Source organism: Brevibacterium sp. S111 (genome assembly GCF_004745075.1).
In the GTDB taxonomy this organism is placed as follows: Bacteria; Actinomycetota; Actinomycetes; order Actinomycetales; family Brevibacteriaceae; genus Brevibacterium.
This window is the reverse complement of record NZ_RHFH01000017.1, coordinates 16815-43362: the sequence shown is the minus strand read 5'-3', so window position 1 is coordinate 43362 and position 26548 is coordinate 16815. Positions and strand designations below refer to the sequence as shown.

At 64.8% G+C, this 26548-nt stretch carries 22 protein-coding genes and 1 tRNA gene; 16 read left to right on the top strand and 7 right to left on the bottom strand.

Annotated elements, in window-relative coordinates; all coding sequences use genetic code 11:
* The first annotated feature begins 101 nt into the window (after positions 1-101).
* From EB836_RS15940 to EB836_RS15920, 5 genes are all read left to right on the top strand, one after another.
* Positions 102-1607 carry an ABC transporter substrate-binding protein gene (locus EB836_RS15940; protein WP_135542150.1) on the top strand — a complete coding sequence of 502 codons (1506 nt, stop codon included), beginning with the start codon at positions 102-104 and terminating at the stop codon, positions 1605-1607.
* 12 nt (positions 1608-1619) lie between these two features.
* A complete protein-coding gene (locus EB836_RS15935; protein ID WP_135542148.1) occupies positions 1620-2567 on the top strand; it encodes an ABC transporter permease in 948 nt (315 codons plus the stop codon).
* Positions 2568-2683: 116 nt separating this feature from the next.
* Positions 2684-3499 carry an ABC transporter permease gene (locus EB836_RS15930; protein WP_240690066.1) on the top strand — a complete coding sequence of 272 codons (816 nt, stop codon included), beginning with the start codon at positions 2684-2686 and terminating at the stop codon, positions 3497-3499.
* Complete coding sequence (locus EB836_RS15925; protein ID WP_135542144.1) at positions 3492-5258, top strand: ABC transporter ATP-binding protein; 1767 nt, start codon at positions 3492-3494, stop codon at positions 5256-5258. The genes EB836_RS15930 and EB836_RS15925 overlap by 8 nt, the downstream gene beginning before the upstream one ends.
* Positions 5259-5382: 124 nt before the next feature.
* Positions 5383-6801 (top strand): amidase, encoded by a 1419-nt coding sequence (locus EB836_RS15920; protein ID WP_135542142.1) that lies wholly within the window; start codon positions 5383-5385, stop codon positions 6799-6801.
* A 105-nt stretch (positions 6802-6906) separates the two neighbouring features.
* Here EB836_RS15920 and EB836_RS15915 read toward each other — a convergent pair whose 3' ends face one another.
* Positions 6907-8604 (bottom strand): hypothetical protein, encoded by a 1698-nt coding sequence (locus tag EB836_RS15915; protein WP_135542140.1) that lies wholly within the window; start codon positions 8602-8604, stop codon positions 6907-6909.
* Between the two features lie 116 nt (positions 8605-8720).
* On the opposite strand from EB836_RS15915, the gene EB836_RS15910 reads away from it, so the two are divergent.
* A complete protein-coding gene (locus EB836_RS15910) occupies positions 8721-10040 on the top strand; it encodes a DUF6350 family protein (protein WP_205683393.1) in 1320 nt (439 codons plus the stop codon).
* A 154-nt stretch (positions 10041-10194) separates the two neighbouring features.
* Here EB836_RS15910 and EB836_RS15905 read toward each other — a convergent pair whose 3' ends face one another.
* Complete coding sequence (locus EB836_RS15905) at positions 10195-10647, bottom strand: hypothetical protein (RefSeq protein ID WP_135542138.1); 453 nt, start codon at positions 10645-10647, stop codon at positions 10195-10197.
* Between the two features lie 102 nt (positions 10648-10749).
* On the opposite strand from EB836_RS15905, the gene purN reads away from it, so the two are divergent.
* The 4 genes from purN (at position 10750) to EB836_RS15885 (ending at position 13650) form a co-directional block, all read left to right on the top strand.
* The gene (gene purN, locus EB836_RS15900; RefSeq protein WP_135542136.1) at positions 10750-11373 is read left to right on the top strand and encodes a phosphoribosylglycinamide formyltransferase; all 624 of its coding nucleotides are present in this window, start codon (positions 10750-10752) and stop codon (positions 11371-11373) included.
* 49 nt (positions 11374-11422) lie between these two features.
* Positions 11423-12967, top strand: a complete 1545-nt coding sequence (purH, locus tag EB836_RS15895) for a bifunctional phosphoribosylaminoimidazolecarboxamide formyltransferase/IMP cyclohydrolase (RefSeq protein ID WP_135542134.1) — start codon at positions 11423-11425, stop codon at positions 12965-12967.
* A gap of 1 nt (position 12968) precedes the next feature.
* Positions 12969-13310, top strand: coding sequence for a DUF3017 domain-containing protein (locus EB836_RS15890; RefSeq protein ID WP_135542132.1), 342 nt, complete (start codon positions 12969-12971; stop codon positions 13308-13310).
* 157 nt (positions 13311-13467) lie between these two features.
* Complete coding sequence (locus tag EB836_RS15885; RefSeq protein ID WP_135542130.1) at positions 13468-13650, top strand: Rv0909 family putative TA system antitoxin; 183 nt, start codon at positions 13468-13470, stop codon at positions 13648-13650.
* A 147-nt stretch (positions 13651-13797) separates the two neighbouring features.
* Here EB836_RS15885 and EB836_RS15880 read toward each other — a convergent pair whose 3' ends face one another.
* The 3 genes from EB836_RS15880 to EB836_RS15870 form a co-directional block, all read right to left on the bottom strand.
* On the bottom strand, positions 13798-16296 hold the full coding sequence (locus EB836_RS15880) for a UvrD-helicase domain-containing protein (RefSeq protein WP_135542129.1): 2499 nt from the start codon (positions 16294-16296) through the stop codon (positions 13798-13800).
* A gap of 244 nt (positions 16297-16540) precedes the next feature.
* On the bottom strand, positions 16541-17893 hold the full coding sequence (locus EB836_RS15875) for an integrase core domain-containing protein (protein ID WP_167854489.1): 1353 nt from the start codon (positions 17891-17893) through the stop codon (positions 16541-16543).
* Positions 17894-18112: 219 nt separating this feature from the next.
* Entirely contained in the window at positions 18113-18505 is a 393-nt protein-coding gene (locus EB836_RS15870) for a hypothetical protein (protein ID WP_135542125.1), read from the bottom strand.
* 64 nt (positions 18506-18569) lie between these two features.
* Between EB836_RS15870 and EB836_RS15865 the strand changes: the two genes are divergently transcribed.
* The 6 genes from EB836_RS15865 to pth all read left to right on the top strand — a co-directional run bounded on the left by EB836_RS15865 (position 18570) and on the right by pth (position 24000).
* Positions 18570-18641: transfer RNA gene (locus tag EB836_RS15865), tRNA-Gln, on the top strand.
* Positions 18642-18673: 32 nt separating this feature from the next.
* Positions 18674-20131, top strand: a complete 1458-nt coding sequence (glmU, locus tag EB836_RS15860; RefSeq protein WP_135542123.1) for a bifunctional UDP-N-acetylglucosamine diphosphorylase/glucosamine-1-phosphate N-acetyltransferase GlmU — start codon at positions 18674-18676, stop codon at positions 20129-20131.
* Positions 20124-21095 carry a ribose-phosphate diphosphokinase gene (locus tag EB836_RS15855; RefSeq protein ID WP_135542121.1) on the top strand — a complete coding sequence of 324 codons (972 nt, stop codon included), beginning with the start codon at positions 20124-20126 and terminating at the stop codon, positions 21093-21095. The genes glmU and EB836_RS15855 overlap by 8 nt, the downstream gene beginning before the upstream one ends.
* A gap of 227 nt (positions 21096-21322) precedes the next feature.
* Complete coding sequence (locus tag EB836_RS15850) at positions 21323-22333, top strand: alpha/beta hydrolase (protein WP_135542119.1); 1011 nt, start codon at positions 21323-21325, stop codon at positions 22331-22333.
* Positions 22334-22487: 154 nt separating this feature from the next.
* Positions 22488-23135, top strand: a complete 648-nt coding sequence (locus EB836_RS15845) for a 50S ribosomal protein L25/general stress protein Ctc (protein WP_135542117.1) — start codon at positions 22488-22490, stop codon at positions 23133-23135.
* A 265-nt stretch (positions 23136-23400) separates the two neighbouring features.
* Entirely contained in the window at positions 23401-24000 is a 600-nt protein-coding gene (gene pth, locus EB836_RS15840) for an aminoacyl-tRNA hydrolase (RefSeq protein ID WP_135542115.1), read from the top strand.
* 92 nt (positions 24001-24092) lie between these two features.
* Here the strand turns inward: pth and EB836_RS15835 are convergent, their stop codons facing one another.
* Positions 24093-24815: a rhomboid family intramembrane serine protease gene (locus EB836_RS15835; RefSeq protein WP_135542113.1), complete on the bottom strand. Its 723-nt coding sequence runs from the start codon at positions 24813-24815 to the stop codon at positions 24093-24095.
* Between the two features lie 119 nt (positions 24816-24934).
* Positions 24935-26413 carry an arylsulfotransferase family protein gene (locus EB836_RS15830; RefSeq protein ID WP_135542111.1) on the bottom strand — a complete coding sequence of 493 codons (1479 nt, stop codon included), beginning with the start codon at positions 26411-26413 and terminating at the stop codon, positions 24935-24937.
* Between the last annotated feature and the right edge of the window lie 135 nt (positions 26414-26548).

Here is a 26548-nt window from a genome sequence, read left to right as displayed (position 1 = left end):
GTGAACCTGAGCGCTTCGACTAGTGAGAATTTCGGATACACTGACGGTGCTTGAGTGTTGGCGAACGACCCTCTCTGCGGTCGGCGAAATCGAGGAGAACAATGAAGACTCCGCGCATCATGAAGTGGGTGGCGGCAGCGGCGGCCGCAAGCATGCTGCTGACCGGCTGTTCGGCGGGAGCTTCGGACTCCGGCGACGACGGGGAGAAGAAGGATTCGATGAGCATCGCCTTCACCGCCGAACCGGTCAACCTCGACTTCACCTCCACTTCGGGAGTCGCCATCCCCGAGGCACTGATGGAGAACGTCTACGAATCCCTCGTCCGCCTCGACGAAGAGGGCGAGATCCAACCGGCACTGGCGAAGGACTGGAGTCTCTCCGACGACCGCAAGACCTACACCTTCGAACTGCAGGAAGGCGTGAAGTTCTCCAACGGCGCCGACTTGACCAGCGAAGACGTGAAATTCTCCTATGAGCGGGTGCAGAAGGACTGGAAGAACGCACTCAAGGCGAAGATGGACATCGTCAAGTCCATCGACACTCCCGACGACAACACCGTCGAGATCGAACTGAAGAAGCCCTCAAATACGTGGCTGTTCAACCTCACCAGCCTCGTCGGAGCCGTGTTCGACACCGAAGGCACTGAGGACCTGGCCAACGAAGCGATCGGCACCGGGCCCTTCGAGATCGAGAAGTTCACTCGGGGACAGTCAATCGACTTCGCCGCCCGGGATGACTATTGGGGTGAGAAGCCGGCCCTGGAGAAGGTCCAGTTCAAATACTTCAAGGACGCGGTCTCGGCGTCGAACGCACTGAAGTCCGGAGAGATCGACCTCGTCTCCAACCTGCAGGCCCCCGAACTGGCCGGAGAGTTCCAAAGCGACGACTACCAGATCGTCTCCGGCACCACGAACGGCGAAGTCGTGCTGTCGATGAACAACGCGGACGGCATCTTCAAGGACAAGAAGGCCCGTGAAGCCGTCATGTACGCCATCGACCGCAAGGCCGTCCTCGACACCGCCTGGGCCGGTTACGGTGAACTCATCGGATCCATGGTCCCGCCGACCGACCCGTACTACGAAGATCTCACCGGGGTGTGGAAGCACGACCCGCAGAAGGCCAAGCAGCTCGTCAGCGACGCCGGAATCAAGGGCGAGGAATTCTCCTTCACCGTGCCGAACCTGCCGTACGCGAAGGCGATCTCCGAAATCGTGTCCGCCCAGCTCGAAGAGGTCGGTCTCAAAGCGAACATCGAGACCCAGGAATTCCCGGCCGTGTGGTTGGACAAGACGTTCACCGAACACGACTTCGACATGTCGGTGATCAACCACGCCGAACCGCGCGATATCCTCACTGTGTTCTCCGACGACTACTACATCGGCTACGACGATGCGAAGATCGAGAAGATCGCCGAGAAGGCCGACACCGGCACGGAAGAGGAATACATCTCCGGAATGAAGGAGATCGCGAAGACGATCACCGAGGATGCCGCATCGGACTTCCTGTTCCTCTTCCCGAACCTCGTGATCGCCAAGTCCGACATCGGAGGGATCCCCGCCAACCGGGTCTCCGATGCGTTCAAGATCGCCGACCTGAGCTGGAACTGACCCACCGGTTCGATGCTCACCTATGCGATCAACCGCGCGATCCAGTTCGCGCTGTCCCTCCTCGTCGCCTCGGTGGTGGTCTTCGCCCTGATGAGCCTGCTGCCGGGCAATGCGGCACAGGTGGCATTGGGGACGAATGCCACGCCTGAGGCCGTGGCGGCTCTCGAAGCACAGTACGGCCTCGACCGTCCGCCCGTGATCCGGTACTTCGACTGGGTGGGCGGCATGCTCGGCGGGGACTTCGGCACGTCCTATGTCACCGGTGCCGAGATCACTCCGGTCATCATCGACAGCGTCCAAGTCACCGCGATCCTCGTCATCGCCGCGATCGTCCTGTCGATCCTCATCGCCGTGCCCTTGGGCACCTTCGCCGCCCTCGGACAGCGCAACTGGATCGGCGTGACGATCTCGGCCGCCAGCCAGGTCGGCATCGCGATCCCGAACTTCCTTGCCGCGATCATCCTCGTCATCGTCTTCTCACTCCGCCTCGGCTGGTTCCCCTCCCAAGGGTGGATGGCTCCGGTCGAAGGATTCGGCGGGTTCGTTCTGCGTCTCGTCCTGCCGGTGGTGTCGTTGGCTCTCGTGCAGGCGGCGATCCTCACCCGTTATGTGCGTTCAGCCGTGCTCGACGTCATGCGCGAAGACTTCATCCGCACCGCCCGGGCGAAAGGGCTGACCAAGACGAGGGCGCTGTTCGTGCACGGACTGCGCAATGCGGCGATCCCCGTCATCACCGTCGCCGGCGTCCAATTGGCCACCCTGTTGGTCGGGGCCGTGATCATCGAACAGATCTTCGTCCTGCCCGGCATCGGCTCCGAACTCGTGCGCGCCGTCGCCAACCGCGACCTCGTCGCCGTCCAGGGCATCGTCATGGTGCTCGTCCTGCTGGTGCTCATCATCAACCTCATCGTCGACATCCTCGTGCCCGTAGTCGACCCTCGGATCAGGAACGCCGCATGAGCCAGACCCCCACCGGTGCCACCGACCCCCGCGATGACGTCGCAGTCGACGCCGCGACCGCTCGTGCGAGGGGACCGGCGACCAGTTCGCGACAGTCGCTGCGTCTCAACGCTTCGATGATCATCGGCACCTGCTTCGTCACCCTCATCGTCGGTCTGGCGCTCGTGTCCTTCATCTGGACGCCCTACGCCCCGAGCGAGATCGACCCGGTCGCCCGTCTGCAGTCCGCCAGCCTCGCCCACCCGTTCGGCACGGACAAATTCGGGCGGGACACACTGACCTGGGTGATGTTCGGAGCCCGGATCACCCTCCTCGTCGGAGTCGTCGCCGTCGGCATCGCTCTGCTCATCGGCACCCCGATCGGGATCATCGCGGCCCTGTTCGCGAAACAGTCGTGGGGCATATGGATCGACGCGGTGATCATGCGCGCCAACGACATCCTGCTGGCGTTCCCAGCCCTGCTGCTGGCGATCATCTTCGCCGCCGTGTTCTCACCGGGAACGGGGCCGGCCATGATCGCCGTCGGCATCGCAGCGATCCCCGGCTTCGCCCGCGTGGCGAGATCCGGAACGCTGCAGGTGCTCGGATCCGAATACGTGCGCGCGGCGCGGGCATCGAACCGCCGGGTCTCGGCGATCGCCGTCGTCCATGTGCTGCCGAACATCGCCGGCATGGTCATCGTCCAAGCCTCCGTGGCGTTCGCGATCTCCGTCCTCGCCGAGGCGGGGCTGTCCTTCCTCGGACTCGGCACCCAGGCTCCGGTGCCCTCCTGGGGACGGATGCTCCAGGAGTCCCAGCAGTTCCTGTCCACCCACCCCGAACTCGCGTTGTGGCCGGGCATGTTCATCGCATTGGCCGTGCTCGGGTTCAACCTCCTCGGCGATGGGCTGCGTGACCGATTCGATCCGAAGATGGAGGCTCGTCGTGGCTGAGAATCTGCTCGAGGTCCGCGACCTCACCATCACCCCCTCCGGTGCCGACGCCGCCGTGCTCCACGATGTCAGTCTGAACCTGGAGCCGGGCGAGCGGGTCGGACTCATCGGGGAATCCGGTTCGGGCAAGTCCCTGACCGCCCAATCCGTGATGGGGCTGCTGCCCGAAGAGCTGCACGCCGAAGGCCGAGTGCACCTGCAGGGCCATCACGGGAACCTCCTCGAAGCGAACGAGAAGACACTGGCGAGCCTGCGCTCGGACATCGTGTCCATGGTGTTCCAGGAACCCATGAGCGCACTCAACCCGCTCATGCGCATCGGCGACCAGATCGCTGAAGTGCTGCGCATCCACGGCAAGATCCCACGAGCCCAGATCCCGGCACGGGTGAAAGAGCTGCTCGAGGATGTGCGCATGCCCGATCCGGACAGCGCCCGCTTCGCCTATCCCCACCAGATGTCCGGCGGACAGCGACAGCGAGTCATGCTCGCAATCGCGCTGGCGAACTCGCCGAAGCTGCTCATCTGCGACGAGCCGACCACGGCCCTCGACGTCACCGTGCAGCGACACATGCTCGACCTCATCGCCGAGCGGGTCTCGGCCGTGGAAGCCGGGCTCCTGTTCATCACCCACGACCTCGCCGTCGTCGCCGGTGTCTGCGACCGAGTCATCGTCATGTACCGCGGACGCATCGTCGAAACCGGCACCGTGACCGAGATCTTCACCGATCCGCAGCACGAATACACGCGCGGACTCCTGGCCTCGTCCGACCTGGAAGCCACCGATGGGAACGGACGCCTCTTCACCCTCAAGACCGCGCTCGCCTACACCGGCCCGCAGACCTCGGCGGGGGAGGACACCCCGGACCCGGTCGGCACCGAGACCGTCGAGGCAGACGACCCGGCGGGAGGGAACATCGCGGTCGACGATGTCGGTGAGGCCGCCTCGGCGAGGGACTCTGCACCGCTGATCGAGGTCGCAGACGTGACCCGAGTGTTCAAGGGACGGGGACTGTTCGGTCGGCGCCGTTCGGATGTCACCGCGCTCGACGGAATCGACTTCAGCGTTGCGGCGGGGGAGCGATTGGGCATCGTCGGCGAATCGGGATCGGGGAAGTCGACGCTGCTGGGCATCCTCTCGGGACTCGACCGGCCCACCACCGGGCACGTGCGCGTCGGCGACATCCGCGTCGAGGCGGCGAGCTCACGGTCCCTGCGCGCCCTGCGGGAGAATCTGCAGATCGTGTTCCAGGACCCCTTCGCCTCACTCGACCCGCGCATGCGCGTGGCCGACATCGTCGCCGAACCGCTCATCGCCGCAGGAGTCGAGAAGGACGAACGCATCGCGCGGGTCGAGGAGATGCTCGAGGCAGTTGACCTCGACGCGCGCTCCCTGCGCCGCTACCCGCACCAATTCTCCGGCGGGCAGCGACAGCGGATCTCGATCGCTCGAGCCCTGGTGACACGGCCGCAGATCCTCGTCGCCGACGAACCCGTCTCCGCCCTCGACGTGTCGGTGCGCGCGCAGGTGCTCAACCTGCTCACCGACCTCGTCGAGGACTATGCGCTCACCCTCCTCTTCGTCTCCCACGACCTCGGCGTCGTCCAACACCTGTGCTCGCAGATCATCGTCATGAAAGACGGCCGGATCGTCGAATCCGGTGCGACTGAGGACATCTACGCGAACCCGCGGCAGGAGTACACGCGGCGACTCATCGCGGCGACCCCGAGCCTGACGGACGCGCTCGGCGCCAGCGGCTGAACAACGCCGGAACGGCACCGACTCCGGTCGGCGGCGACGCGGCGCGGGCGTGCGCACTCGGGGCCGGAGGCACGCACTCGGGGCCGGGCAACACGGTTTTCATCATCGAGAGAAAGGGCAGGACATGGGCAACACGACGCTTGCCGATCACAGCGCATCCGACATGGTCGTCGGATTCGCCAAGGGAGACTTCGACCCGATTGAGGTGCACAGCGCGGTCGTGAACCGCATGGACGAATGCGAATCGACGATCAACGCACTCTTCCACCGCGATGACGAACGCTCTCGAACCGCGGCCGTGGCCAGCGCCGCCCGATGGCGAGAGGGCCGACCGCTGAGCGACCTCGACGGGGTGCCGGTCACGATCAAGGAGAACATCGCCCGCCGCGGCGTGCCGCTGCCCAGCGGGCACGCCTGGGTGGACATGCCGGTGTCCGACCACGATGCGCCGATCACACAGCGACTCGAAGAGGCCGGTGCCGTCATCCTCGGCTCCACGACGATGCCCGACTGGGGCATGCTGTCCTCGGGCGTCTCCTCGCTGCACGGCATCACCCGGTCACCGCTCGACCCCGCGCTCACCACCGGTGGTTCGAGCGCCGGGGCCGGAGCGGCCGCGGCCGCCGGGTACGGACCGATCCACATCGGTTCGGACATCGGCGGATCCATCCGCCTGCCGTGCACCTGGCTCGGACTGACCGGACTCAAGCCCAGCTTCGGTCGGGTCCCGCTCGACGGCCCGTACCTCGGTCGATGCGCCGGGCCCCTCACCCGATCGATGGCTGACGTCAAGGCCGCCATGGACATCATCTCCGCCCCCGATGACCGGGACTATTCGAGGCTGCCGCGCTTCGCCGCCGACGAGACGCAGGCTCTTCCCGGACACGATTCGCCGGCTTTCGATCCGCGTGGACTGCGTATCGGACTGCAGCTCGATGCCGGGTGCGGGGTCGCCCCCGACGCGCAGGTGCTGTCGACGATCACCGAGGCGGCCGAACGGTTCGCTGCCGCCGGCGCCGAGCTCGTCCCCCTCGACCCGTTCATCGACGACGATCTGCTCCATGACATGGACCTGTTCTGGAGGGTCCGGTCCTGGGGCGACCTCAAGGCCCTGCCCGTGGAGGAGCAGGAGCTCATCCTGCCCTATATCCGACAGTGGGCTCAGGGCGGGGCCGACGTCAGCGGTGTCGAGCTCATGAGCTGCTATCACAGCGTGCAGGAGATCCGCCGTCGCACAATCACCGCCACGGCCGAGTTCGACCTCATCATTTCGCCGACAGCACCGGGCGCGGCGTTCCCGGCCGAGCAGCCGATGCCCTACCCGAGAGTGCACGAGCCGATGGGACACATCGGGTTCACCATGCCCTTCAACATGTCCGAACAGCCTGCCGCGACCGTGCTGGGCGGGTTCACGGCCGATGGGCGCACCATCGGAGTGCAGATCGCCGGGAAGCGCTTCGCCGACGAATCGGTCATGGCCGCAGGTTCCTGGTTCGAAGACGTCGCCGGAGTCGAGCGCCCGACCCGGACGGCGATGGGCTGAGCGGATTCGCAACGAAGAAGGCGGGCCCGCAGTGACCGGTATCGGTCGCTGCGGGCCCGCCTTCGTGCTCTCACCGCCTCGGCGAGGTGGTCAAGCTGCGCAGGATCAGAAGTCGAAGAATTCGACCTTGAGTTTGTCTCCGTCGATCTTCACGCTTCCCGACACCGACAGTGCGTTGCCGTTGGAGAAGTATGAGGAACCGGACTTCTTGCCGTCGACGGAGAAGTTGAACTTGCCGGGCTTGTCGGTGAAGAACGAACCGGTGTTCGTATCTGCCGTACCGAAGCTGGCCTTCACCTTGGGCATGTTCTTCATGTCCCACTTCGCGGTGCCGTCCTTCGCCAGATCATCGAGCTTCTTGTCCGAACCTCCGACAGGGATCTCGGTCGGGTCGTACTTGATGAACTTGCACTTCGGCTTGATGCTCTTATTGTCGAAGCACTTCTTGAGTTCCTTTTCGACCTGCTTCTGCACTTCTTTCTCGAACGCGCCCGTCGGTGCCAGATCGAGGTTGAGAGTCGTGGGGGAGACCTGACCCTGGTTCGGCTGACCGCCCGGGGCGAAAGCCTTCGGGAAGTTCACTCCGGCGGAATCCGAGGCCTCCGAGACCCATTTGCTCTTGGGGATCTTGAAGTCGTATTTGCCGGGGTAGACGGCGAACGACGTGGTTCCCGACTTCGCCGTGTAGTCCTGACCGTTGACGGTGAGACCGTCAGCGGCGGGAACGTCGAGGGAGATGACATTGAGCTCGGGCCCGGTCAGCGTCCATTTGTCGAAGAACAGGTCCTGTTTGCCATCCTTCTTCGCTGCCAGCTCGACGTTGTACTCGCTGCCGTCGAGTTCATAGGACACGAGGACCTTGCCGCTGTCCCCATCGACCTTGGAGGACTCGACCTTGGCCTTCTCGATCTTCGCCGAGGAGGATTCGGTGAAGTTCTTCGACAGCAGGTCGAGGTTCGTCCCTTCAGGACGCGGTGACGGCGCGATCTTCTCCGCAGCCGCGAAATCGCCCTTGTTCAGCGCGGCGATGTAGTCTTCTGCCACCTTGTCGGGCCCGTACTTGTTCTTGTTGACGCTGCCGATGACGAAGATGCCGGCGAGGACGAGGATGATGACGAGGGCGACGGCACCGAGTGTGATGAAGAGCGGAAGCCTGCTCTTCTTCTTCTCGGGGCGGGAGTCGGCCCGTGTTGCGGTCGCCTGCGAACCGGCGAAGCCCGGAGCCGGCGCCGGCTGCGGGATGGCCTGGGACTGTCCGGGACCGGAACCGGTCCGCTGGCTGTCTGGTCCCGAACCGGTCTGATACGGGTTCGACGGGTACTGGCTCGGCTGGTCGGGTCTGGGCTGATTGGGTCCGGCTTGATTCTGTGCTCCGGGGTACGGGGCGCCGCCTTGATGCTGACCGCCCTGGGGCTGGCTTCCGGGGTGTTGACCAGCAGGGCCCTGCGCACTCTGATACTGAGAGTTCTGGTAGGGCACATTCGGGCCGCTCTGTGCGTTCTGTGCTCCGGGGCCCGAGTACTGAGGCGCCTGATTCGGCTGCGATGAGGCCGGGGCCACGGTGGGGCGCGTCGCGGAGCCGTCTCCGGACTGTCCCAGCGGGGGAGCCTGGTCGTCGGGAACCGCGGACCCGGAGGAATCCGAGTCTGCCGAGGCTTCCGGCGGCTTCTTCACATCGTCGGGTGCTGCCGAACCCTCGATGCCTGCGTCCGTTTGCGGTTCCGAGTTCGGCTTCGATCGGCCGGCCTCCGGAGGCTCGCTGGGTGGTGGCGGGAAATGGGGGTGATCGTTCCCGTTGCTCATCGTTGGGTTCATCCTTTGCGTGTACAAGCCTGTCCTGGCGCAATTGTACGTCCCAGAGCAGGGAATCGCGTTGTCAATACCAGGAAGCCGCCCCGCTGTCAGCGAAAATGGTCGTGATGCACACTTCTCCTCACCCCCAGCCCTATCGTCGTCCGATCCTCGCAGCTCTGCTCGAGGTCGTGAAGATCGACCTCATCATCGTGCCTGCCGGCTTCGTGGCGGCGATCGTCTTCTGGATCGTCGGACTCGGCTCGCAGCTTCCCTACTCCGCGATTCCCGAATGGGCATTCGCGCTGTGGGCGGCAGTCTCGGGCCTGAGCGTGTCGACGCTCGGTTTCGAATTCTCCATCGCTCCCAGCCTGGTCACCCTCGGACTGTGGTTCCTCGTGGCCGGTGCTGCGAAGCGGCTGGTCGAGGGTGCAGCAGCTGACACCTCGGACACCGGAGAGGACACACCCGGCCAGTGGTGGACGGTGATGGCCGCTGCTCTCGGCACCTTCGTCGTCGGCTACGCCGGGCCTCTGCTCGTGCTCGCCATCGTCGTCGGTCACGCCGGCATCACCCCGTCCGGGATCCTCCGCCTTCTCCTCTTCCTCGTCACTGCCGTGGCCTGCGGTTTCCTCAGGGTCCGCGGCATCGGCGACATCCCCGGATTGCGCACTGTCGATGACGAGACGTGGAACGTCGGGACCCGTTTGGCTCGTCGTCTGCTGTGGGGCGCGTTGGCGGCGGCTGTGCTCGTGCTCGCTGTCGGCTTCGTCGTCCGTTGGCAGGCGGTGGCCGAGTCGCTGCAGGTCTACAGCGCGCCGCTGGCCGCGGGCGTCGGACTGTTCATCGTCCAGTTCCTCTTCGCTCCGGGCATCCTCTACTCGGCCCTGTCGTGGAGCGCCGGGACGGGAGTCGTCGTCGGCGGAGCGGACGTCAGCTCCGCGTTCCGGTCGACCTCCGCGCCGGTGCCCGATGTCCCGGTGCTGCAGCTGCTCAGCGGCGAATACCCCGCGTGGACGATGGCGGCCCCGGTGATCTTGGTCCTCTTGGGGCTGCTGGGCACGATCCTGGGGCGGGTCCGGGCTCGCGAAGTCGCTGAGAGTTCATGGCCGGGCCTCGGTGTCGCCTCCGGCATTTTGTTCGTCGGTTCTGCAGTCCTCGGCGTCTTCTCGCGCGGAGCGCTGGGACCGTTCGGTCTCGCCGGCTTCGGCCCGTCGGCGCTGCTGTCGGCCGTTGCCATCACGGTGTGGATCGGAGTGGGACTGGCCGTCGGACTGCTCCTCATCCGACTGTCGAGCCTGCAGCAGGAGAACAGCGAGACCGATGGAGATGAGTTCACTTCCGATGGATCTGCGGGCGTCGACCGCGAAGACGCGCAGCAGAGCGATGTTGAGCCGGAGGCCGCGGATCTCGATGATCCAGCATCCGACGAGGATGAGCCGCGGTAAGAGTTGGACCAGCCGCGGTCAGAGGCGGCGTGGCGCGAGGCCTGATCGAACGCAACGACTGCTCGGCGGTCGCCGTCGTGCTGCCGCTCGCCGTGCCGCCGGTCGTTGTGCTGAACGGGTCAGTCTCGGCTGGGCGAGCCCGGACGGGCGAAGATCACTTGGTGCCCGGCAGGTCGAGTTCCTGCCCGGTGAGCTGCTTGAACCAGTCTCCGAGCCCGGATTGGTACTCGCTGGTGCATGAGAGCTGAGCCTGCTGCGTGATCGCATCACGCAGGCACTCCTCGTAGTTCGACTGCACCGGCCAGAGGATGATCGACGAGGCCGTCGAGAAGATGAGATAGAGGCTGAGAAGTCCGCCGAGGATGCCCAACGACATGTTCCGACGCTGCTTGGTCTTGACCACGGCGACGATGTACTTCACCGACCACACGATCGCGGCGATGGAGAAGCCGATCGCGGCAAGCTTGAACGGAAGCTGATAGGTGAACGTCAGAACGGACGCGAGGATGAGCAGGATCAGGACGAGCCCGTGTCGTGCCGGAGCAGCCTGCTTCTCCTCTTCGGGAGTCGGCGCCTTCTTCTCTTCAGTGCTGTGTGGTGACGTCACCCCGCCAGTTTGTCATAGTCGCCTGACAAATGCCTCGGCAGGATGCCTGCCGGTGATGGTGGGGCGGCGACCGAGCCCGGCCACAGACGTTAGACTGGTCGGGTGCGCATCGTTCTTCTGGCCTCAGGATCCGGTACCCTCACCCAGGCGGTCATCGACGCCTTCGCCGATGGGAAGCACGGCATCGACATCCTCGCCGTCGGTTCGGACTCGCCTACGGCCGGAGTGCTGGACCGGGCCCAGAAGCATGACATCCCCACCTTCGTCGTCCGCCCCAAGGACTTCGCCGACCGTGCCGCATGGAACGAAGAGCTGCGCGACGTCGTCGCCGAACTCGCACCCGACTGGGTCGTCTCGGCCGGGTTCATGCGCATCCTCGGCGAGAGCTTCGTCGCAGCGTTCCCGTCGCGGATCATCAATACGCACCCGGCGCTGCTGCCGTCGTTTCCCGGCGCACACGGCGTCCGCGATGCTCTCGCCCATGGAGTGAAGCTGACCGGCGGAACCATCCACCTCGTCGACGCCGGCGTCGACACCGGTCCGATCATCACCCAATACGCAGTGCCGATCGCTGATGACGACACCGAAGAGACCGTGCACGAACGCATCAAGGCCCGAGAACGCGAAGAGCTGGTGCGTCTGCTCGCGCACCTGGCCCACTCCGACCTCGTCGTCGACGGTCGGCATGTCCGCGGATATGCCGCCTCGGCGATGACCGCCAATTGACCCCAGCCGTGAGAAGAACCGACCGGCGACCGAACCTCAAGGAGGATCAGTGACAGGAACCCGCACGATCAAGAGGGCGCTCATCAGCGTCTATGACAAGACCGGGTTGCACGAGCTGGCCCGCGGACTCCACGCGGCCGGAGTCCAGATCGTGTCGACCGGCTCCACTGCCGGCAAGATCGCCGAGGCGGGAGCCGAGGTGACGAAGGTCGAAGAGCTCACAGGGTTCCCCGAATGCCTCGAGGGCCGCGTCAAGACCCTCCACCCACGTGTGCACGCCGGAATCCTCGCCGATTCCCGCAAACCTGAGCATTTCGAGCAGCTCAGCGAACTCGAGATCGAACCCTTCGACCTCGTCGTCGTCAACCTCTACCCCTTTGCCGACACGGTCGCCAGCGGCGCCGGATTCGATGACTGCATCGAACAGATCGACATCGGCGGACCGTCGATGGTGCGGGCGGCGGCGAAGAACCATCCCACCGTCGCCGTCGTCACCGACCCGGCCGATTATTCATCGGTGCTCGAAGCCGCTGCCGGAGACGGTTTCGACCTCGAGGCTCGGCGTTCCTTCGCTGCCCGCGCCTTCGCCCACACCGCCGCCTACGACTCCGCCGTGGCCTCCTGGTTCGCCTCCGAGCTCGCCGGAGACGACAAAGCCGCGTTCGCCGGACTCACCGGTGAGAAGATCGCCGACCTGCGCTACGGGGAGAATCCGCACCAGGCGGCCGCGGTCTATTCCGACGGCACTCGCGGAATCGCCGGCGCCGAACTGCTCGGTGGTAAGGCGATGTCATACAACAACTACACCGACACCGATGCCGCGATCCGTGCCGCATTCGACTTCGACCAGCCGGCCGTGGCCATCATCAAGCACGCGAATCCGTGCGGCATCGCCGTTGCCGAGACTGCCGCCGCCGCCCACAGCGCCGCCCACGAATGCGATCCGCTCTCGGCCTACGGCGGCGTGATCGCCACGAACCGGGAAGTCGATGCCGATCTGGCGGCTTCGATCAAGCCGATCTTCACCGAATGCCTGGCCGCGCCGTCCTTCAGCGCCGAGGCGCTCGAGATTCTCTCGACGAAGAAGAACCTGCGTCTGCTCGCACTTGGAGACATCGATGCTCCCACCGCAGAGATCAAACCGATCAGCGGCGGCTTCCTCGTCCAGGACCGTGACGCTTTCCAGGCCGAAGGCGATTCTTCGCAGTACTGGACTCTGGCGGCCGGACCGGCAGCCAGCCCGGAGATCCTCGCCGACCTCGAGTTCGCGTGGAAGGCCGGACGGGCCGTGAAGTCCAATGCGATCCTGCTGGCCAAGGGCGGCGCATCCGTCGGTGTGGGCATGGGGCAGGTCAACCGCGTCGACTCCGCGAAGCTGGCCGTCGAGCGCGCCGGTGCCGAACGTGCCACCGGTGCTGTCGCCTCCTCCGATGCCTTCTTCCCGTTCCCCGATGGTCTCCAGATCCTCATCGACGCCGGTGTGAGCGCCGTCGTCCAGCCCGGCGGGTCGATCCGCGACGAGGAGGTCATCGCGGCTGCGGAAGAAGCCGGCATCACCATGTACCTGACCGGGAGCCGCCATTTCTTCCACTGAGATGAAGCGTCCTCACCCCCGCCACGCACGGCGGGGGAGAGGCCCGATCGCGAAGCGGTGGATCTACTGGAAACGCCGGTACGCCCATCCCACCAGACGCGACTGGGTGCTCCTCGGGTGCCTCGTGGGCGCGATCGCCGCCGCGGCCTGTACGTTCATCGACTTCCGGGTCGGCGCCGTGGTTCTGGCGGTCGTTCCCACTGCTCTGGCCGCGCTGCGGGCGATGCCCGAGCCGTGGACCGATGTGTGGACCAACCGTTCGAAAACCGTCGACATCGCGACATGTCTCCTCTTCGCGGTGCTCCTCGTCAGTCTGGCCTTCATTGTCCCCACCTCGCGGTGACCGTGAGGGCCTCGAAGGCACGCTGAAGACCAGAAGACAAGGTTTATGTGCATTCGCTGAGAAACGGGGCTCCTCGGTGTCGTGCCGACGGAATCGGTGGCAGGGTGAAAGGCGTCAAGGGGTTCGCTGAGAACCCTTTCCGAGGAAGGGAGACAGCATGGGACTGGACGATCTGACAAACAAAGCCAAGGACGCCTTGAATAGCGATAAGGGTGAGAAGATCAGCGACCAGGGCCTGGATAAGGCTGCTGACGCCGCTAACAACGCCACCGGTGGTAAGTTCGATGACCAGATCAACAAGGGTCGCGACGGAGTCGATGGCAAGCTTGGCAACGAATGATCTTTGATCCATAGCCGCGTCCGGCATGGAAGAGCGCCGAGGAGAACTCTAGTTCTCCTCGGCGCTTTCGTCTTCTGCCCGGCTTCGCTGCGGTTTCCGCAGTCGCCCTCGACGTATTCGACCGGGGGTGAGGCCCGGCAGGCCGTCTCAGCCGAGCTTTTCGATCGGGGCGTAGCGCAGCAGCAGGCGCTTCGACCCGGCCGAACCGAAATCGACGACGGCCACGGTCTTGTCTCCGACACCGTTGACCTCGGTGACGGTGCCGAGACCGAAGGACTCGTGGGAGACCTTCTCACCGACCTCGACCGAGATGACCTCACGATTGGGACGGATTCGGTTGGGGAATCCTGCCACCGGCGACGAGGAGCTTGCGTTCGAACGGGAACGCGACGAACCTCCCGAATACCGGGTCGAGCCGAAGCTGCGGGAGCCTCCCGAATACCCGGACGGTGTCCCTCCCGAGCCGTAGCCACCTGAACCGAATCCCCCGGAGAACCCGCCCGAGAAGCTGCCCGTGTTCTCCCAGCTGATGAGGGTCTCCGGGATCTCTGCCAGGAACCGGCTCGGCGGATTGTACTGCGGCTGGCCCCACATGCTGCGGGTCTCGGCTCGGGTGACGAGCAGCCGCTGCCGGGCACGAGTGAGCCCGACATACGCCAGACGACGTTCCTCGGACAGCTCCTGCGGATTCTCGAACGACCGCGAATGAGGGAAGCCGCCGTCCTCGAGACCGGTGAGGAAGACGACGGGGAACTCCAGCCCCTTAGCCGTGTGCAGCGTCATCAGCGTGACCTGTCCCAGTTCCGCGTCGGGGATCTGATCGGTGTCGGAGGCCAGAGCGACCTGTTCGAGGAACTGGTCGATCGCGGCCGGCCCGACACCGGGCGCGGCACCCGCGGTGCCGGTCTCATCGATGGCAGCGGCCGCCTCGGCGGGGATGTCGTCTGCGGGCGCGGCCGCCTCGGTGGGGGTGTCGGTCTCTTCCGCCTCGGCGACAGCGGCAGACTCACGGGTGGCGACGAAGTCTTCGGCCACGGCGACGAGCTCGGCGAGGTTGTCGACGCGGGACTCATCCTGGGGATCCGTGCTCTTCTGCAGCGATTCGAGATAACCGGACTGTTCGAGGATCGCTTCGATGACACGCGACAGCGGCGAGGATTCGGCAGTGGAGCGGAGGTCCTGCATGAGGTCGTAGAACTTCTGCACCGAAGTCTGCGCGCGGGAACTCAGGTGGGGGATCTCAGCGAGCCGACCCAGAGCGGTGTAGAAGCTGATGTTCTCGCGGTCGGCGAAGTCCGCGATGAGACCTTCGGTGCGGTCGCCGATGGACCGTTTGGGCACGTTGAGGATGCGGCGCAGATTGACGTCGTCATCGGGGTTGGCGATCACGCGCAGGTAGGCGAGGGCGTCCTTGATCTCTTTGCGCTCGTAGAAGCGAGTGCCGCCGACGACCTTGTACGGAATGCCCGAGCGGACCAGGGCATCCTCGATCGCGCGGGACTGAGCGTTCGTGCGGTAGAACACGGCGAAGTCGCCGTAGGTGTACTTCTCTTCGTCGATGAGGTCGTCGATGCGGTCGACGATGAAGCGGGCCTCACCCTGCTCGTTCTCGGCGACCCAGCCGACGATCTGCTCGCCCGAGCCCTCCGAGGTCCACAGCTTCTTCTCTCTGCGGTCGTCGTTGTTGGCGATCACGGCGTTCGCCGCGTCGAGGATGTTCTGCGTCGACCGATAGTTCTGCTCGAGCAGAATGGTGTCCGCGGTCGGGAAGTCCTTCTCGAATTCGACGATGTTGCGGACCGTGGCGCCGCGGAAGGCATAGATCGACTGGTCGGCGTCACCGACGACGGTGAGTTCGGCCCCGGTCGCGCCACCGGCACCGTCCCCGGCCAGTGCCTTGATGAGCGCATACTGGGCCGGGTTCGTGTCCTGATATTCGTCGACGAGGATGTGGCGGAAGCGACGACGGTAGGAATCGGCCACCTCGGGGAAGGCCCCGAAGAGGTGGACGGTCTCGGCGATGAGGTCGTCGAAGTCGAAGGCATTGGCCAAGCGCAGACGAGCGGTGTATCGCCGGAAGACGTCGGCGAGCACCTCGTCGGCGGGATTGTTCGGACGGGGGATGAAATCGTCCGGAGTCTGCAGCTCGTTCTTGAGGTTCGAGATCCGATGGAGGATCGCCCGCGGTGCGTACTTCTTCGTATCGAGGCCGAGTTCCTTGAGGATCTGTGCGACGAGTCGCTGCGCGTCCTGGGCGTCATAGATGGTGAAGTTCGACTTCATGCCCAGGATCTTCGCCTCCCGGCGCAGGATCCGCACGCAGGAGGAGTGGAACGTCGAGACCCACATGGATCGGGAGGCCGGGCCGACGATGGAGGACACGCGTTCGGCCATCTCTTTGGCGGCCTTGTTCGTGAACGTGATCGCGAGGACCTCACCGGGATGTGCGCGTCCCGTGGCCAGGGCATAGGCGATGCGACGGGTGAGGACGGTGGTCTTGCCCGATCCGGCACCGGCGACGATGAGCAGCGGAGATCCGGTGTGGATCACGGCCTCGCGCTGTCGCGGATTGAGCCCGGTGAGGAGTTCGGCCGCTCGGGAGTCGGCGTCGGCGGCATGGTCGGTGTGTTCAGCTGCAGCAGTCATGTCGCCCATAACGATACCGCCCGGGTCCGACACGGGGCGATTCCCCTCCGCACCCGCAATAGCTCCTCGTCCAACGCGCACGCCGAACACACCCTCCCAGAACTACCTGACGGCGGCGCAGCAACCTCGTGTGGAAACTCGCGACGTTGCTGACAACCTGACTCGTTACCTTGCTGACAACCTCGCTCGCCAGATTGCTGACAACCTGACTCAATAGGTTGCTGGCTCTCTGGTGGCGGGGTTGTCAGTGGCATTTCGGGACGGTTCGGTCGGCTGTTGCCTCGGATGGGAAATGCTTAAGCACGTAGCCACGTTGCTTCTTCAGCCACAGATCCGTGGCGCCACGCATTCTGGCACCAATGACTCGCCACAGCGGATACCGCCTGTGCGTTTCGGCGGTGCGGATCGGTAACGGGAAGAACACCACTTCCTCGCCAGAGGTCGTGTCGAACAGGGCGTAGGAGTCGTCGGTGACGACTGATTGATAGACCCCGACCAATGATCTCGGGACTCCGAGTCCGACGGCTTGGAAATAGATCTGTGGATTGCCAGGAGAGATCACGACACGGTCTGGCACTGAATCGTCGACTGATGGGACGGGCTCGCCGGCGACACTGTCGTCATCGAGGTGTGGCTGGTTCAACTCGGCCAGAACTCGTCGCCGTTGAGCATATTGACGTGCGATCGCTTCGACCTCAGCATGCGGGATCGGTGTGCCGTCCGAAGGGGCGTGGTTTGCTGCTTCCCATGCTTTGTGGGGAGTCATGTCCCCTGGCAGTGCCTGATGGCGGCGTCGATAGTTGTAGCGGTCGCGGAAGGCCACGATCACCCTGCGTGCTTGTTCAAGACTGCGGGGATGGTTGGCGTCAAGGACCTTCAGCAGTGTCTGGTGGCCGCGTTCGTTCTTTCCCTGGGTTTGCGGGTGCCCGGGCATGCCGGAGATTCCTCGGCACCCATAGTCGGCGAGGAAAAGCTGGGTTCTCACGACCCAGCCCTGACGATTGCCATTGAAGGCGTTGCCGTTATCGGTCAGCATCTCTTGGGGCACCCCGCAGTCTGCGAAGGCATCGGAGATGGTCTTGATCGCATGGGTGCTGTTTTCCACGCCGTGGAAGGCTTGTGTGCCGACATCGAAGCGGGTGGAGTCATCGAGGAGCTGATACACCGTGATCATGGTCTTGCTGCCTGCGAGTTTGTATTCGAAAGCATCAAGTTGCCACATCTCCATGGCATTGGCTCGTACGAACCGGATCAGTGATGATCGGGGGCGTTTCTTCGGGTTCTTCTTCACACGTCCAGCGTCGGAGAGGATCCGTCCGATCGTGGCCACCGACGGGATGGGGTCGGTGAGTTGACCGGTATCGACTCCGTGGAACCAGATCGATTTCGGTCCGGCGTCCCATCCGGTGGATTCGAGTTCGGTGCGGATCTTGAGGACGAGATCGGTGGTTGTCTGGTCATAGATTCGTACGGTGTTCTTCGGCGCAGATGAGTGGGGGTGGAGGGCCAGCAGTCCTTCTGCTTTATAGCGTTTGCGGATGGCGTAGAACGAGGTTCGAGTGATGCCGTGGTGGCGGCAGAACTCGGTGATCGTCATCGAGTCAGGTGCGTTGGGGTCGAAGTCGATGATCGCGCGGCGGGTGGTCAGTGAAAGTGGTTCGGGCATGACCCGAAGTGTGCTTCATGATGTCAGCAACGTGATGAGACATAGTGTCAGCAACGTATTGAGACAGGTCGTAAGCAAGGTAGTGAGACAACACACGCAGCAACCTCGCGCGAAGTTGCTGCGCCGCCGTCAGGTAGCAAGAGGGGTGGGTCAGTGGATGAAGACTGCCACGATGACGTTGATGATCGCGAATGCGAACGTCAGATGCGCCATCGTCGCCGAGGGGTTCTTCACCGCCGTCGCCGTTGCGCCCTCGGCCGGGGCGGCCGCGGCGAAGGCCTTCTGCTTCTTGTTGCCGATGAAGGCGAAGACCGTGACGAGGATCGCCACGACCAGCTTGATGCCGATCTTCATGTGGTTGACGCTGCCGTCGCCCATCTCGGCCAGGCCCATGAGCAGAAGCCCGGTGATGAGCTGAAGATAGGAGGCGTGCAGCATTCCGGGAAGCACTCTGGGGGAGCGGATGACGGTGAAATAACCGCCGACAATGATCGCCATTCCGACCAGATGCAGGGTCAGAAGAATCTCGCGTAGAATTTCCATAGAGTTAATCGTAGTGGCATGATGGTGTCTCGTGAGCGCGGGCCCCTGAACTGGTGCACGCTGTTCCGCCCTGGTGTAATGGCAGCACGCCGGCCTTTGGAGCCGTGCAGTATAGGTTCGAATCCTATGGGCGGAGCTGGCCCCAACCGACATGCGAAGGATTCAACAATGTCGCAGACTCGTCCGACCGCCGTCATCGTACTGGCTGCGGGCCAGGGAACCCGAATGAAGTCGGCTCTTCCGAAGGTGATGCATCCCATCGGCGGGCGCTCCCTGCTCCACCATGCTGTCTCCGCTGCCGCCGGAACGTCGCCGGAACATCTCATCGTCGTCGTCCGACACGAACGCGACCAGCTCGTCGCTCACCTCGACTCCCTGCCGGTGACCTCCCAGCGCACCCTGCTCATCGCCGACCAGGACGAAGTGCCCGGCACCGGCCGCGCCACCGAATGTGCGCTCACCCAGCTGCCCGAAGACCTCACCGGCACCGTCGTCGTCACCTACGGCGATGTGCCGCTGCTGACGACCGAGACGATCAACGGTCTCGTCGAGATCCACGAATCCGCGGCCAACGCCGTGACCGTCCTGTCCGCCGAGGTGGACGACCCCAATGGCTACGGACGCATCGTCCGTGATGCCAACGGCTCTCTGCTGCGCATCGTCGAGCAGAAGGACGCGGACGATGACGAGCGCTCCATCCGTGAGATCAACTCCGGCATCTACGCCTTCGACGCCGCTGCGCTGAAGGAGGGGCTGGCCTCGCTGACGACCGACAACGCCCAAGGCGAGAAGTACCTCACCGACGTCATCGGCCACTCCCGCCAGTCCGGACTGTCCGTCGCCGCCACCGCCACCGACGATCTGTGGCAGGTCGAGGGAGCCAATGACCGCGTGCAGCTGGCGAACCTGGGCAAGGAGCTCAACCGCCGCCAGTGCGAGAAGTTCATGCGTGCAGGCGTGTCCATCATCGACCCCGACACCACGTGGATCGACGTCGACGTCTCGATCGCCGCCGACGCGACGATCCTGCCGGGCACCCAGCTGCTCGGTGCCACGGACATCGGCGCCGACGCCGTCGTCGGCCCCGACACCACGCTCAAGGACACCGAGGTGGGATCGGGAGCACACGTCGTGCGCACCCACGGGGAGCTCGCCGTCATCGGTGCCGGCGCCAACGTCGGACCCTTCGCCTACCTGCGTCCGGGGACCAAGCTCGGCGAATCCGGAAAGATCGGCACCTTCGTGGAGACGAAGAACGCCGAAATCGGCAAGGACGCCAAGATCCCCCACCTCTCCTACGTCGGCGACGCCGAGATCGGGGAAGGCACGAACATCGGCGCCGCCTCGGTGTTCGTCAACTATGACGGCGTCAACAAGCACCGCACCGTCATCGGCAAGCATGCACGCATGGGCTCGGACAATATGTACGTCGCCCCTGTCACCGTGGGCGACGGCGCCTATTCGGGTGCAAGCACGACGGTGCGCAAGGATGTCCCTGCAGGAGCGTTGGCCATCTCGGTGGCCCCACAGCGCAACCTGGAGGGCTGGGTCCAGACAAACCGTCCCGGCACACCTGCAGCGCAGGCGGCCGAAAACGCATCCGAAGGGGAACGGATTAGTGAATGAGATAACGACGACGGGCGATAAGAAGCTCGTCCTGGTCAGCGGTCGGGCGAACCCCGAACTCGCCGAACAAGTCGCGGAGAACCTGGGGACCGAACTCCTCCCCACCGACATCTACAACTTCGCGAACGGTGAGATCTACGTCCGCTATTCCGAGTCCGTGCGCGGCAGCGACGTCTTCGTCCTGCAGTCGCACTGCGCTCCCATCAACGAATGGCTGATGGAGCAGCTGATTATGGTCGATGCCCTCAAGCGCGCCTCGGCCAAGCGGATCACCGTCATCGCACCGTTCTTCCCGTACGCTCGGCAGGACAAGAAGCACCGCGGACGCGAACCGATCTCCGCCCGCCTCGTGGCCGACCTGTACAAGACCGCCGGTGCCGACCGCATCATCGCCGTCGACCTGCACACCGCGCAGATCCAGGGCTACTTCGACGGCCCCGTCGACCACCTCATCGCAATGCCGATCCTCGCCGGCTACGTCAAGGACAAGTACCCCGGTGAGCTTGCTGTCGTCTCGCCCGATGCCGGACGCATCAAGGTCGCGGAGAACTGGTCGAACTCGCTCGGCGGCGTGCCGCTGGCGTTCATCCACAAGACCCGCGACATCACCCGCCCGAACGAGACGAAGGCCAACCGTGTCGTCGGAGAGGTCGAAGGCCGCACCTGCGTGCTCGTCGACGACATGATCGACACCGGCGGCACCATCGTCCAGGCCGCCGACGCCTGCATGGCCGCCGGCGCGAAGGGCGTCATCGTCGTGTCCACCCACGCCGTGTTCTCCGGCCCCGCCGTCGAACGTCTGTCGAACTCCGTGGCCGAAGAGGTCATCGTCACCAACACGCTGCCGCTGAGCGAAGACAAGATCTTCGACAAGCTCACCGTGCTCTCGATCGCCCCGCTCATCGCCCGGGCCGTGCACGAGGTCTTCGAAGACGGATCGGTCACCAGCCTCTTCGAGGTCTGAGACCGACCGAATCCGCTCGCCGCGAATCCCGCGACGCGCACAGGAACCCCGAGTCGTCACCGGCTCGGGGTTCCTTCGTCTCCGCAGCCGCAATGACCCGTGTCCTTCGCGCCCGTGGTCTCCGCTGCCGCGATGGCCCGTGGTCTTCGTGCCGACCCAGGCCCATCGTTTCCGCGCCCCGGACGATCTACACTGGTAGCAACGCCAAAGCGAAGGGATCCGCGACGATGTCGTCACACGATTACAACCGTTACCGCGTGGACGTGGAAGGCGGGCAGCTGTCCGTGGGGGTGTGGGAGCCGGTCGCTGCCGGTCCCGGGCACGTGCCCACCGTCTGCGTCATCCACGGGATCACCTCGAATCATCTCTTCTTCGCCGGGCTCGTCTCCGCCCTGCCTGGGGTCCGCGTCATCGGCCCTGACCTGCGCGGACGTGCCGATTCCCGGACCCTGCCCGGCCCCTACGGAATGGCCGTCCATGCCGCCGACGTCCGCGCCGCCATCGATGCCTTCGCCCCGGACGGCTCCGTGACGCTCGTCGGACATTCGATGGGCGGGTTCGTTGCGATGACTCTTGCCGGAACCACCAAGAGCACCGCTGCCGGCACCGAGGCGGCCGACCGCTTCCGCGGCCCCGTCCTCATCGACGGGGGACTTCCCCTGCCCGAGGGGCAGCCCAGCGGCGGAGCGCCGGTCGATGACCTCAATGACGAAGACCTCGACACCGACGATCTCATCGCCGCCGTGCTCGGGCCTGCCGCCGAGCGTCTGTCGATGAGCTTCGGCTCCATCGAGGAGTACCTGGCGTTCTTCGCCGCACATCCGGCCTTCGTCGACGGACTCGACACGGTAGCCACCGAGAGCTTCGTCTACGACCTTGCGGCCAAGGACGACGATTCCTTCCAACCGTCGACGTCGATCGAAGCGATGCAGGCCGATTCGGCCGATATGTACACCGGGTCGGCATACCAGAGTGCACTCGAAACGATCATGGGCGACGACCGGGCCCAGGCCGAGGTCGTCTTCCTCTTCGCCGAACGGGATCTCGTCGCGGCGGAACCGGGCCTCTACCCGCCCGAACTCACCGCCGACTATGCGCGGAAGTGGCCGCACATGAGCGTCATCGACGTCCAAGGCACGAATCACTACGACATCCTGCTCACCGAGGTGGGAATCGACGCCTGTGCCGATGCCGTGAACAGCCGACTTGGTGCCGTCGCGGACAGTGCCGTAGAATGATCAGGTTGCCTCGGCGAGGGAGACGGATCTCGTCTCCGTGATCGACGCGGTCGGCATCCCACGAATCCCTGAGGACCGGTTTCTCGAGATTTGCAGCGGATCCAGGCTGTTTCGCCGTGGTGCTCGAAGATAAGTTCACCACGAAGGAGAGAAAATGGCTGACTTCAAACTTCTGGCCGAAGCTCGCAACGAGTTCGGCAAGGGCGCAGCGCGCCGCATCCGCCGCGCCGGACGTATCCCCGCGGTCGTCTACGGACACGGCGGCGATCCCGTGCACATCTCGCTCGAGGGCCACGCCACCATGCTGGCACTCAAGCACGCCAACGCGCTGCTCGAGATCGAAAGCACCGACGGATCCAAGAACGTCCTCGCCATCGCCCGCGATGTGCAGATCGAACCCGTCCGTCGCGAGATCGAGCACCTCGATCTCATCATCGTCAAGCGCGGTGAGAAGATCGAGGTCGACGTGCCCGTCCACATCATCGGAGAGGCCGCACCCGGAACCATGGTCTCGCAGGAGGAGTCGACCATCGCCGTCAAGGCCGATGCGACCCGTCTGCCCGAACTCATCGAGATCTCCGTCGACGGCCGTCCTGCAGGCGAGCACGTCCTCGCCGGTCAGGTCGAGCTGCCCGCCGGCGTCGAACTCATCGCCGACGAAGAGCTGCTCATCGTCAACGTCTCGGAAGAGGCTGAGATGGACACCGAGTCGGACGCAGAGGACGAGGCTGCCGAAGAGTCGACCGGCGAAGAGTCGACCGAAGAGTCCGCAAGTGCAGAAGGCTCCTCCGAGGAGGAGTGATCTTTTCACACCACGGCACCTCGGTGCTGAGGTGAGTGCAGACTGAACACTCGATTCGGTGGGTCGCCTACAAGGCGGCCCACCGAATTCGTCTCAGCCCCGGGCCATCGCCGACGGCAATCGCGCACAGTGACACCCCCTGACTCTCGGGCAGGCGGCCAGCCCTGACGCGCTTGGACCAGCACCGACCCGCGTGCACGCCACAAGTGCCTCACGGGGTAGGCTTGCGCCGGATCGGCGGAGAACAGACAGACGAAGGACGGCAATGACGAACGAAGCCTGGTTGGTCTTCGGGCTGGGCAATCCCGGCCCCAAATACGAAGCGACCCGTCACAACATCGGACAGATGGTCATTGCCGAACTCGCTTCACGTATCGGCACGGGCCTCACCCGGACGAAGCTGAGATCCAATGTCGGCACCGGCCGCCTGCCCACCGGCCGCGTGCCGGGAGTGCCCGGGCCCCGTGTGGTGCTGGGAACTTCGACCGGATACATGAACGAATCCGGCGGGCCGGTCAGGCAGCTGGCCGATTTCTACGGCATCGCCACCGAACGGATCATCGCCGTTCATGACGATGTGGACCTTCCCTTCGACGCGATCAGAGCCAAACGGGGTGGGGGAGAAGGCGGCCACAACGGCCTGCGTTCGATGACCTCGGTGCTGGGGACGAAGGACTATCTGCGGGTACGGGCCGGAGTCGGACGGCCTCCCGGCCGGCAGGACACCGCCGATCATGTGCTGCGTCCGTTCTCCAAAGACGAACGGACCACACTGCCGATCTTCGTCTCCGACCTCGCCGACGCCGTCGAAGCTCTCATCAATGACGGTTTGGACGCCGTGCAGCAGAAGTTCCACTCCCGCTGAACGCAGCACCGAGCGAACAGTCACCTCCGCCCGACGGTGCCGAACGGCCCTGCCCGAGGCGGCCGGGACCTGAACGCGAGAGCACGCAGCGGTCAGCGGCTGTGTCGGCCGTCCTGGCGCCGGCGGTGAAGCAGCCACGCGGCGAAGATGCCGCCGGCGAATCCGAAGAGGTGACCCTGCCAGGAGATGTCATTGGTCTGCGGCAGCATGCCGAAGATCATCGAGGCCCCGTAGGTGACGAAGATGAAGAGCCCGATCGCAAAGTAGACGATCTTGCGCAGCACGTCATCGGTGAACCAGGTGCGCACCGCGAGGTATCCGAAGAAGCCGAAGACAATTCCCGAGGCGCCGATGATGTGCTGACCCGGCCAGGTGGTCAGCCAGGCGCCGAGACCCGAAGCGAGCGCGGTGATCGCGGTGACCTGCCAGAATCGGCGCGAACCTTCGAACGCGATGACGATGCCGAGGACGAGGAACGGGAACGTATTGGCCATGAGGTGGCCGAATCCCGAGTGCAGCAGCGGTGAGGTGACCAGCCCGTAGAGCGAGAGCGGATTCCACGACTGCAGGCTGAAGGCATCGAGGTCGAGGGGGAGGAGAGCATCGACGATCTCGACGACCCACATCGCCGCCAGCAGGACGAGGACCGGGACGAACCTCGAGAAGTGATGATTGCGGTCGACGCTGGTGGTCAGGTGGGCCACCGGCGGGTTCGCGGAGCGGCTGGGGTGAGGGGATCCGGAACCGGCGGATTCGGAGCCGAAGAGCATGCGGGATTCTTCGGGGGTGAAACGAGGGGAGTGGTCGGAGCTCATAACCCAATTGTGAGTGATGAAGATTGGAGAACCCCGAAAAACCGGGGCTCTGGTGCAATCGTGACCGTTCCGTTAGGCCCGTTATCGCCTCGACATGTTCCCGGTGACGGAGTCTGACTTCAGTGCACTCGCGGTGCCACTCGCGCCGACGCGAGCGTCTTGCCATCGTCGTCGAGGGCTTCGACGATGATCTTCGACCCGTTCGGGGTGATATCCGCGGCGGTTTCGAACCCGGTGCGTTCGACGACCGTGTTCTCGCTGAGATGGTCGTCGTCATCTCCGCTGAGCACCCGCCACGACTCCACCTCGGTGGCGCCGTTCCAGCTCATGTGGATGCGGGTGACATCGGGCTGCGGTTCGGTCTTCGTGGCCGTCGGCGGGGCGACCGGCTGGGCATGCCAATCGGAGCGGTACGCGCGGTAGTTCGACCCGCCGACGAAGGTGAGGTCGGTGAGCAGCTTCCCGTCCTTCGTGAACTCCGAGACATAGGGTTCAGAACCCCATCCGACGACGACATTGCCGTTGTCGAGTTCCTGCAGGTTCCCCTGACTGCCCGACGAGCGGTCGTCGGGGGCGGGATACTCGGTGACCACCTCGGCGCGCTTCTTCTTCTCATCGACGTCGAGACGCAGCCCGCGAGTGTCGCCGAGGCGGGGCGCGGCATGGTTGTCGAAGAGCGTCAGCGTCCCATCGGAGCGGCGGCGGGCATCGTGCTGCCAGGCGAACGTCGCCCCCTGACCCATCTCGAAGTCCGAAGCTTTGCCGCCGAGGACCCAGTTGAGATCCGCCGTCTTCCGGTCGAGCTGGTAGATCGCATGCGTATTGCGGGCGGACACGAGGAGGGACTCACCGTCGTCGTCCTCGTCCACGGAGTTGAGGTGGATGTAGTCGAAGGGTTCGTCCTTCGTGCCTTCGCCGTCCTTGAGTTCGGCTTCGGACTGGTCGACGGGAACGGCGTCGAGGGAGTGCCATTCGAAGAGGGGCTCGCCGGTGGCGATGTCGACCTCCTGGACGATGCCCTCCCACACCCAGCCGTCGGCGCCTCCGCCGACGGAGCTGAGATCGGTCTGGGTCTTGACGTAGGAGAGGAGGAACATGGTGTCGTCATCGGTGATCGTCGTCTCGTGCAGATCCGAGGTGTCCTGGGGCAGTTCGCCGCCCATGCCCACGCGGGCGATCTCCTGGTACGAGGCGTCGAGGATGACGACCTCGCCGGCGGTGTGCGGAGTCTCCGCCAGACCCTCCCACCAAGTGAGAACCGGTTCTCCACGATACTCCTGTACCCGCAGGTCCCACAGCGCATCGCCGCCCTCACGGATCCACAGCGGGTCGCCGGCGGCATCGAGGATGAGTCCGCCGACCCACGACTTCTCGTCGGTCTTCGTCTGGCCCTTCGGCGCGAGGAGGGTCGACAGGTCCCCATCGTCGGTGGGGAACGCTGCCGAGTCGATCTCGACTTTCGGAGGGGCGAGATCGGGACGGGAGTGGAAGTCCCATCGTTCGGCGACTGCGATGTCGTCGTCGGCATCGCCGGTGCAGCCCGTGAGCAGGAGCGCGGTCGCGGCCAGTCCTGCCAGGACGGTTCTCAACTTGGCCATGTACTCATCCTCACACGTTTCGATGAATTCCGCCGCTGTCCGCCCGCCTCGAGCGCCCCTACGGCGCGGGCGCGGGAACCTTGTCCTCGCACCGGGGACGCACAGGTCCTCTGTCCGGGACACCGGTCGTGAGCG

Excerpts from the sequence above, each read along its gene's own strand:
- EB836_RS15940 (WP_135542150.1), top strand. The coding sequence starts at position 102 with ATGAAGACTCCGCGCATCATGAAGTGGGTGGCGGCAGCGGCGGCCGCA.
- EB836_RS15935 (WP_135542148.1), top strand. The coding sequence starts at position 1,620 with ATGCTCACCTATGCGATCAACCGCGCGATCCAGTTCGCGCTGTCCCTC.
- EB836_RS15930 (WP_240690066.1), top strand. The coding sequence starts at position 2,684 with ATGATCATCGGCACCTGCTTCGTCACCCTCATCGTCGGTCTGGCGCTC.
- EB836_RS15920 (WP_135542142.1), top strand. The coding sequence starts at position 5,383 with ATGGGCAACACGACGCTTGCCGATCACAGCGCATCCGACATGGTCGTC.
- EB836_RS15915 (WP_135542140.1), bottom strand. The coding sequence starts at position 8,604 with ATGAGCAACGGGAACGATCACCCCCATTTCCCGCCACCACCCAGCGAG.
- EB836_RS15910 (WP_205683393.1), top strand. The coding sequence starts at position 8,721 with ATGCACACTTCTCCTCACCCCCAGCCCTATCGTCGTCCGATCCTCGCA.
- EB836_RS15890 (WP_135542132.1), top strand. The coding sequence starts at position 12,969 with ATGAAGCGTCCTCACCCCCGCCACGCACGGCGGGGGAGAGGCCCGATC.
- EB836_RS15885 (WP_135542130.1), top strand. The coding sequence starts at position 13,468 with ATGGGACTGGACGATCTGACAAACAAAGCCAAGGACGCCTTGAATAGC.
- EB836_RS15880 (WP_135542129.1), bottom strand. The coding sequence starts at position 16,296 with ATGACTGCTGCAGCTGAACACACCGACCATGCCGCCGACGCCGACTCC.
- EB836_RS15875 (WP_167854489.1), bottom strand. The coding sequence starts at position 17,893 with ATGACGATCACCGAGTTCTGCCGCCACCACGGCATCACTCGAACCTCG.
- EB836_RS15870 (WP_135542125.1), bottom strand. The coding sequence starts at position 18,505 with ATGGAAATTCTACGCGAGATTCTTCTGACCCTGCATCTGGTCGGAATG.
- glmU (WP_135542123.1), top strand. The coding sequence starts at position 18,674 with ATGTCGCAGACTCGTCCGACCGCCGTCATCGTACTGGCTGCGGGCCAG.
- EB836_RS15850 (WP_135542119.1), top strand. The coding sequence starts at position 21,323 with ATGTCGTCACACGATTACAACCGTTACCGCGTGGACGTGGAAGGCGGG.
- EB836_RS15845 (WP_135542117.1), top strand. The coding sequence starts at position 22,488 with ATGGCTGACTTCAAACTTCTGGCCGAAGCTCGCAACGAGTTCGGCAAG.
- pth (WP_135542115.1), top strand. The coding sequence starts at position 23,401 with ATGACGAACGAAGCCTGGTTGGTCTTCGGGCTGGGCAATCCCGGCCCC.
- EB836_RS15835 (WP_135542113.1), bottom strand. The coding sequence starts at position 24,815 with ATGAGCTCCGACCACTCCCCTCGTTTCACCCCCGAAGAATCCCGCATG.
- EB836_RS15830 (WP_135542111.1), bottom strand. The coding sequence starts at position 26,413 with ATGGCCAAGTTGAGAACCGTCCTGGCAGGACTGGCCGCGACCGCGCTC.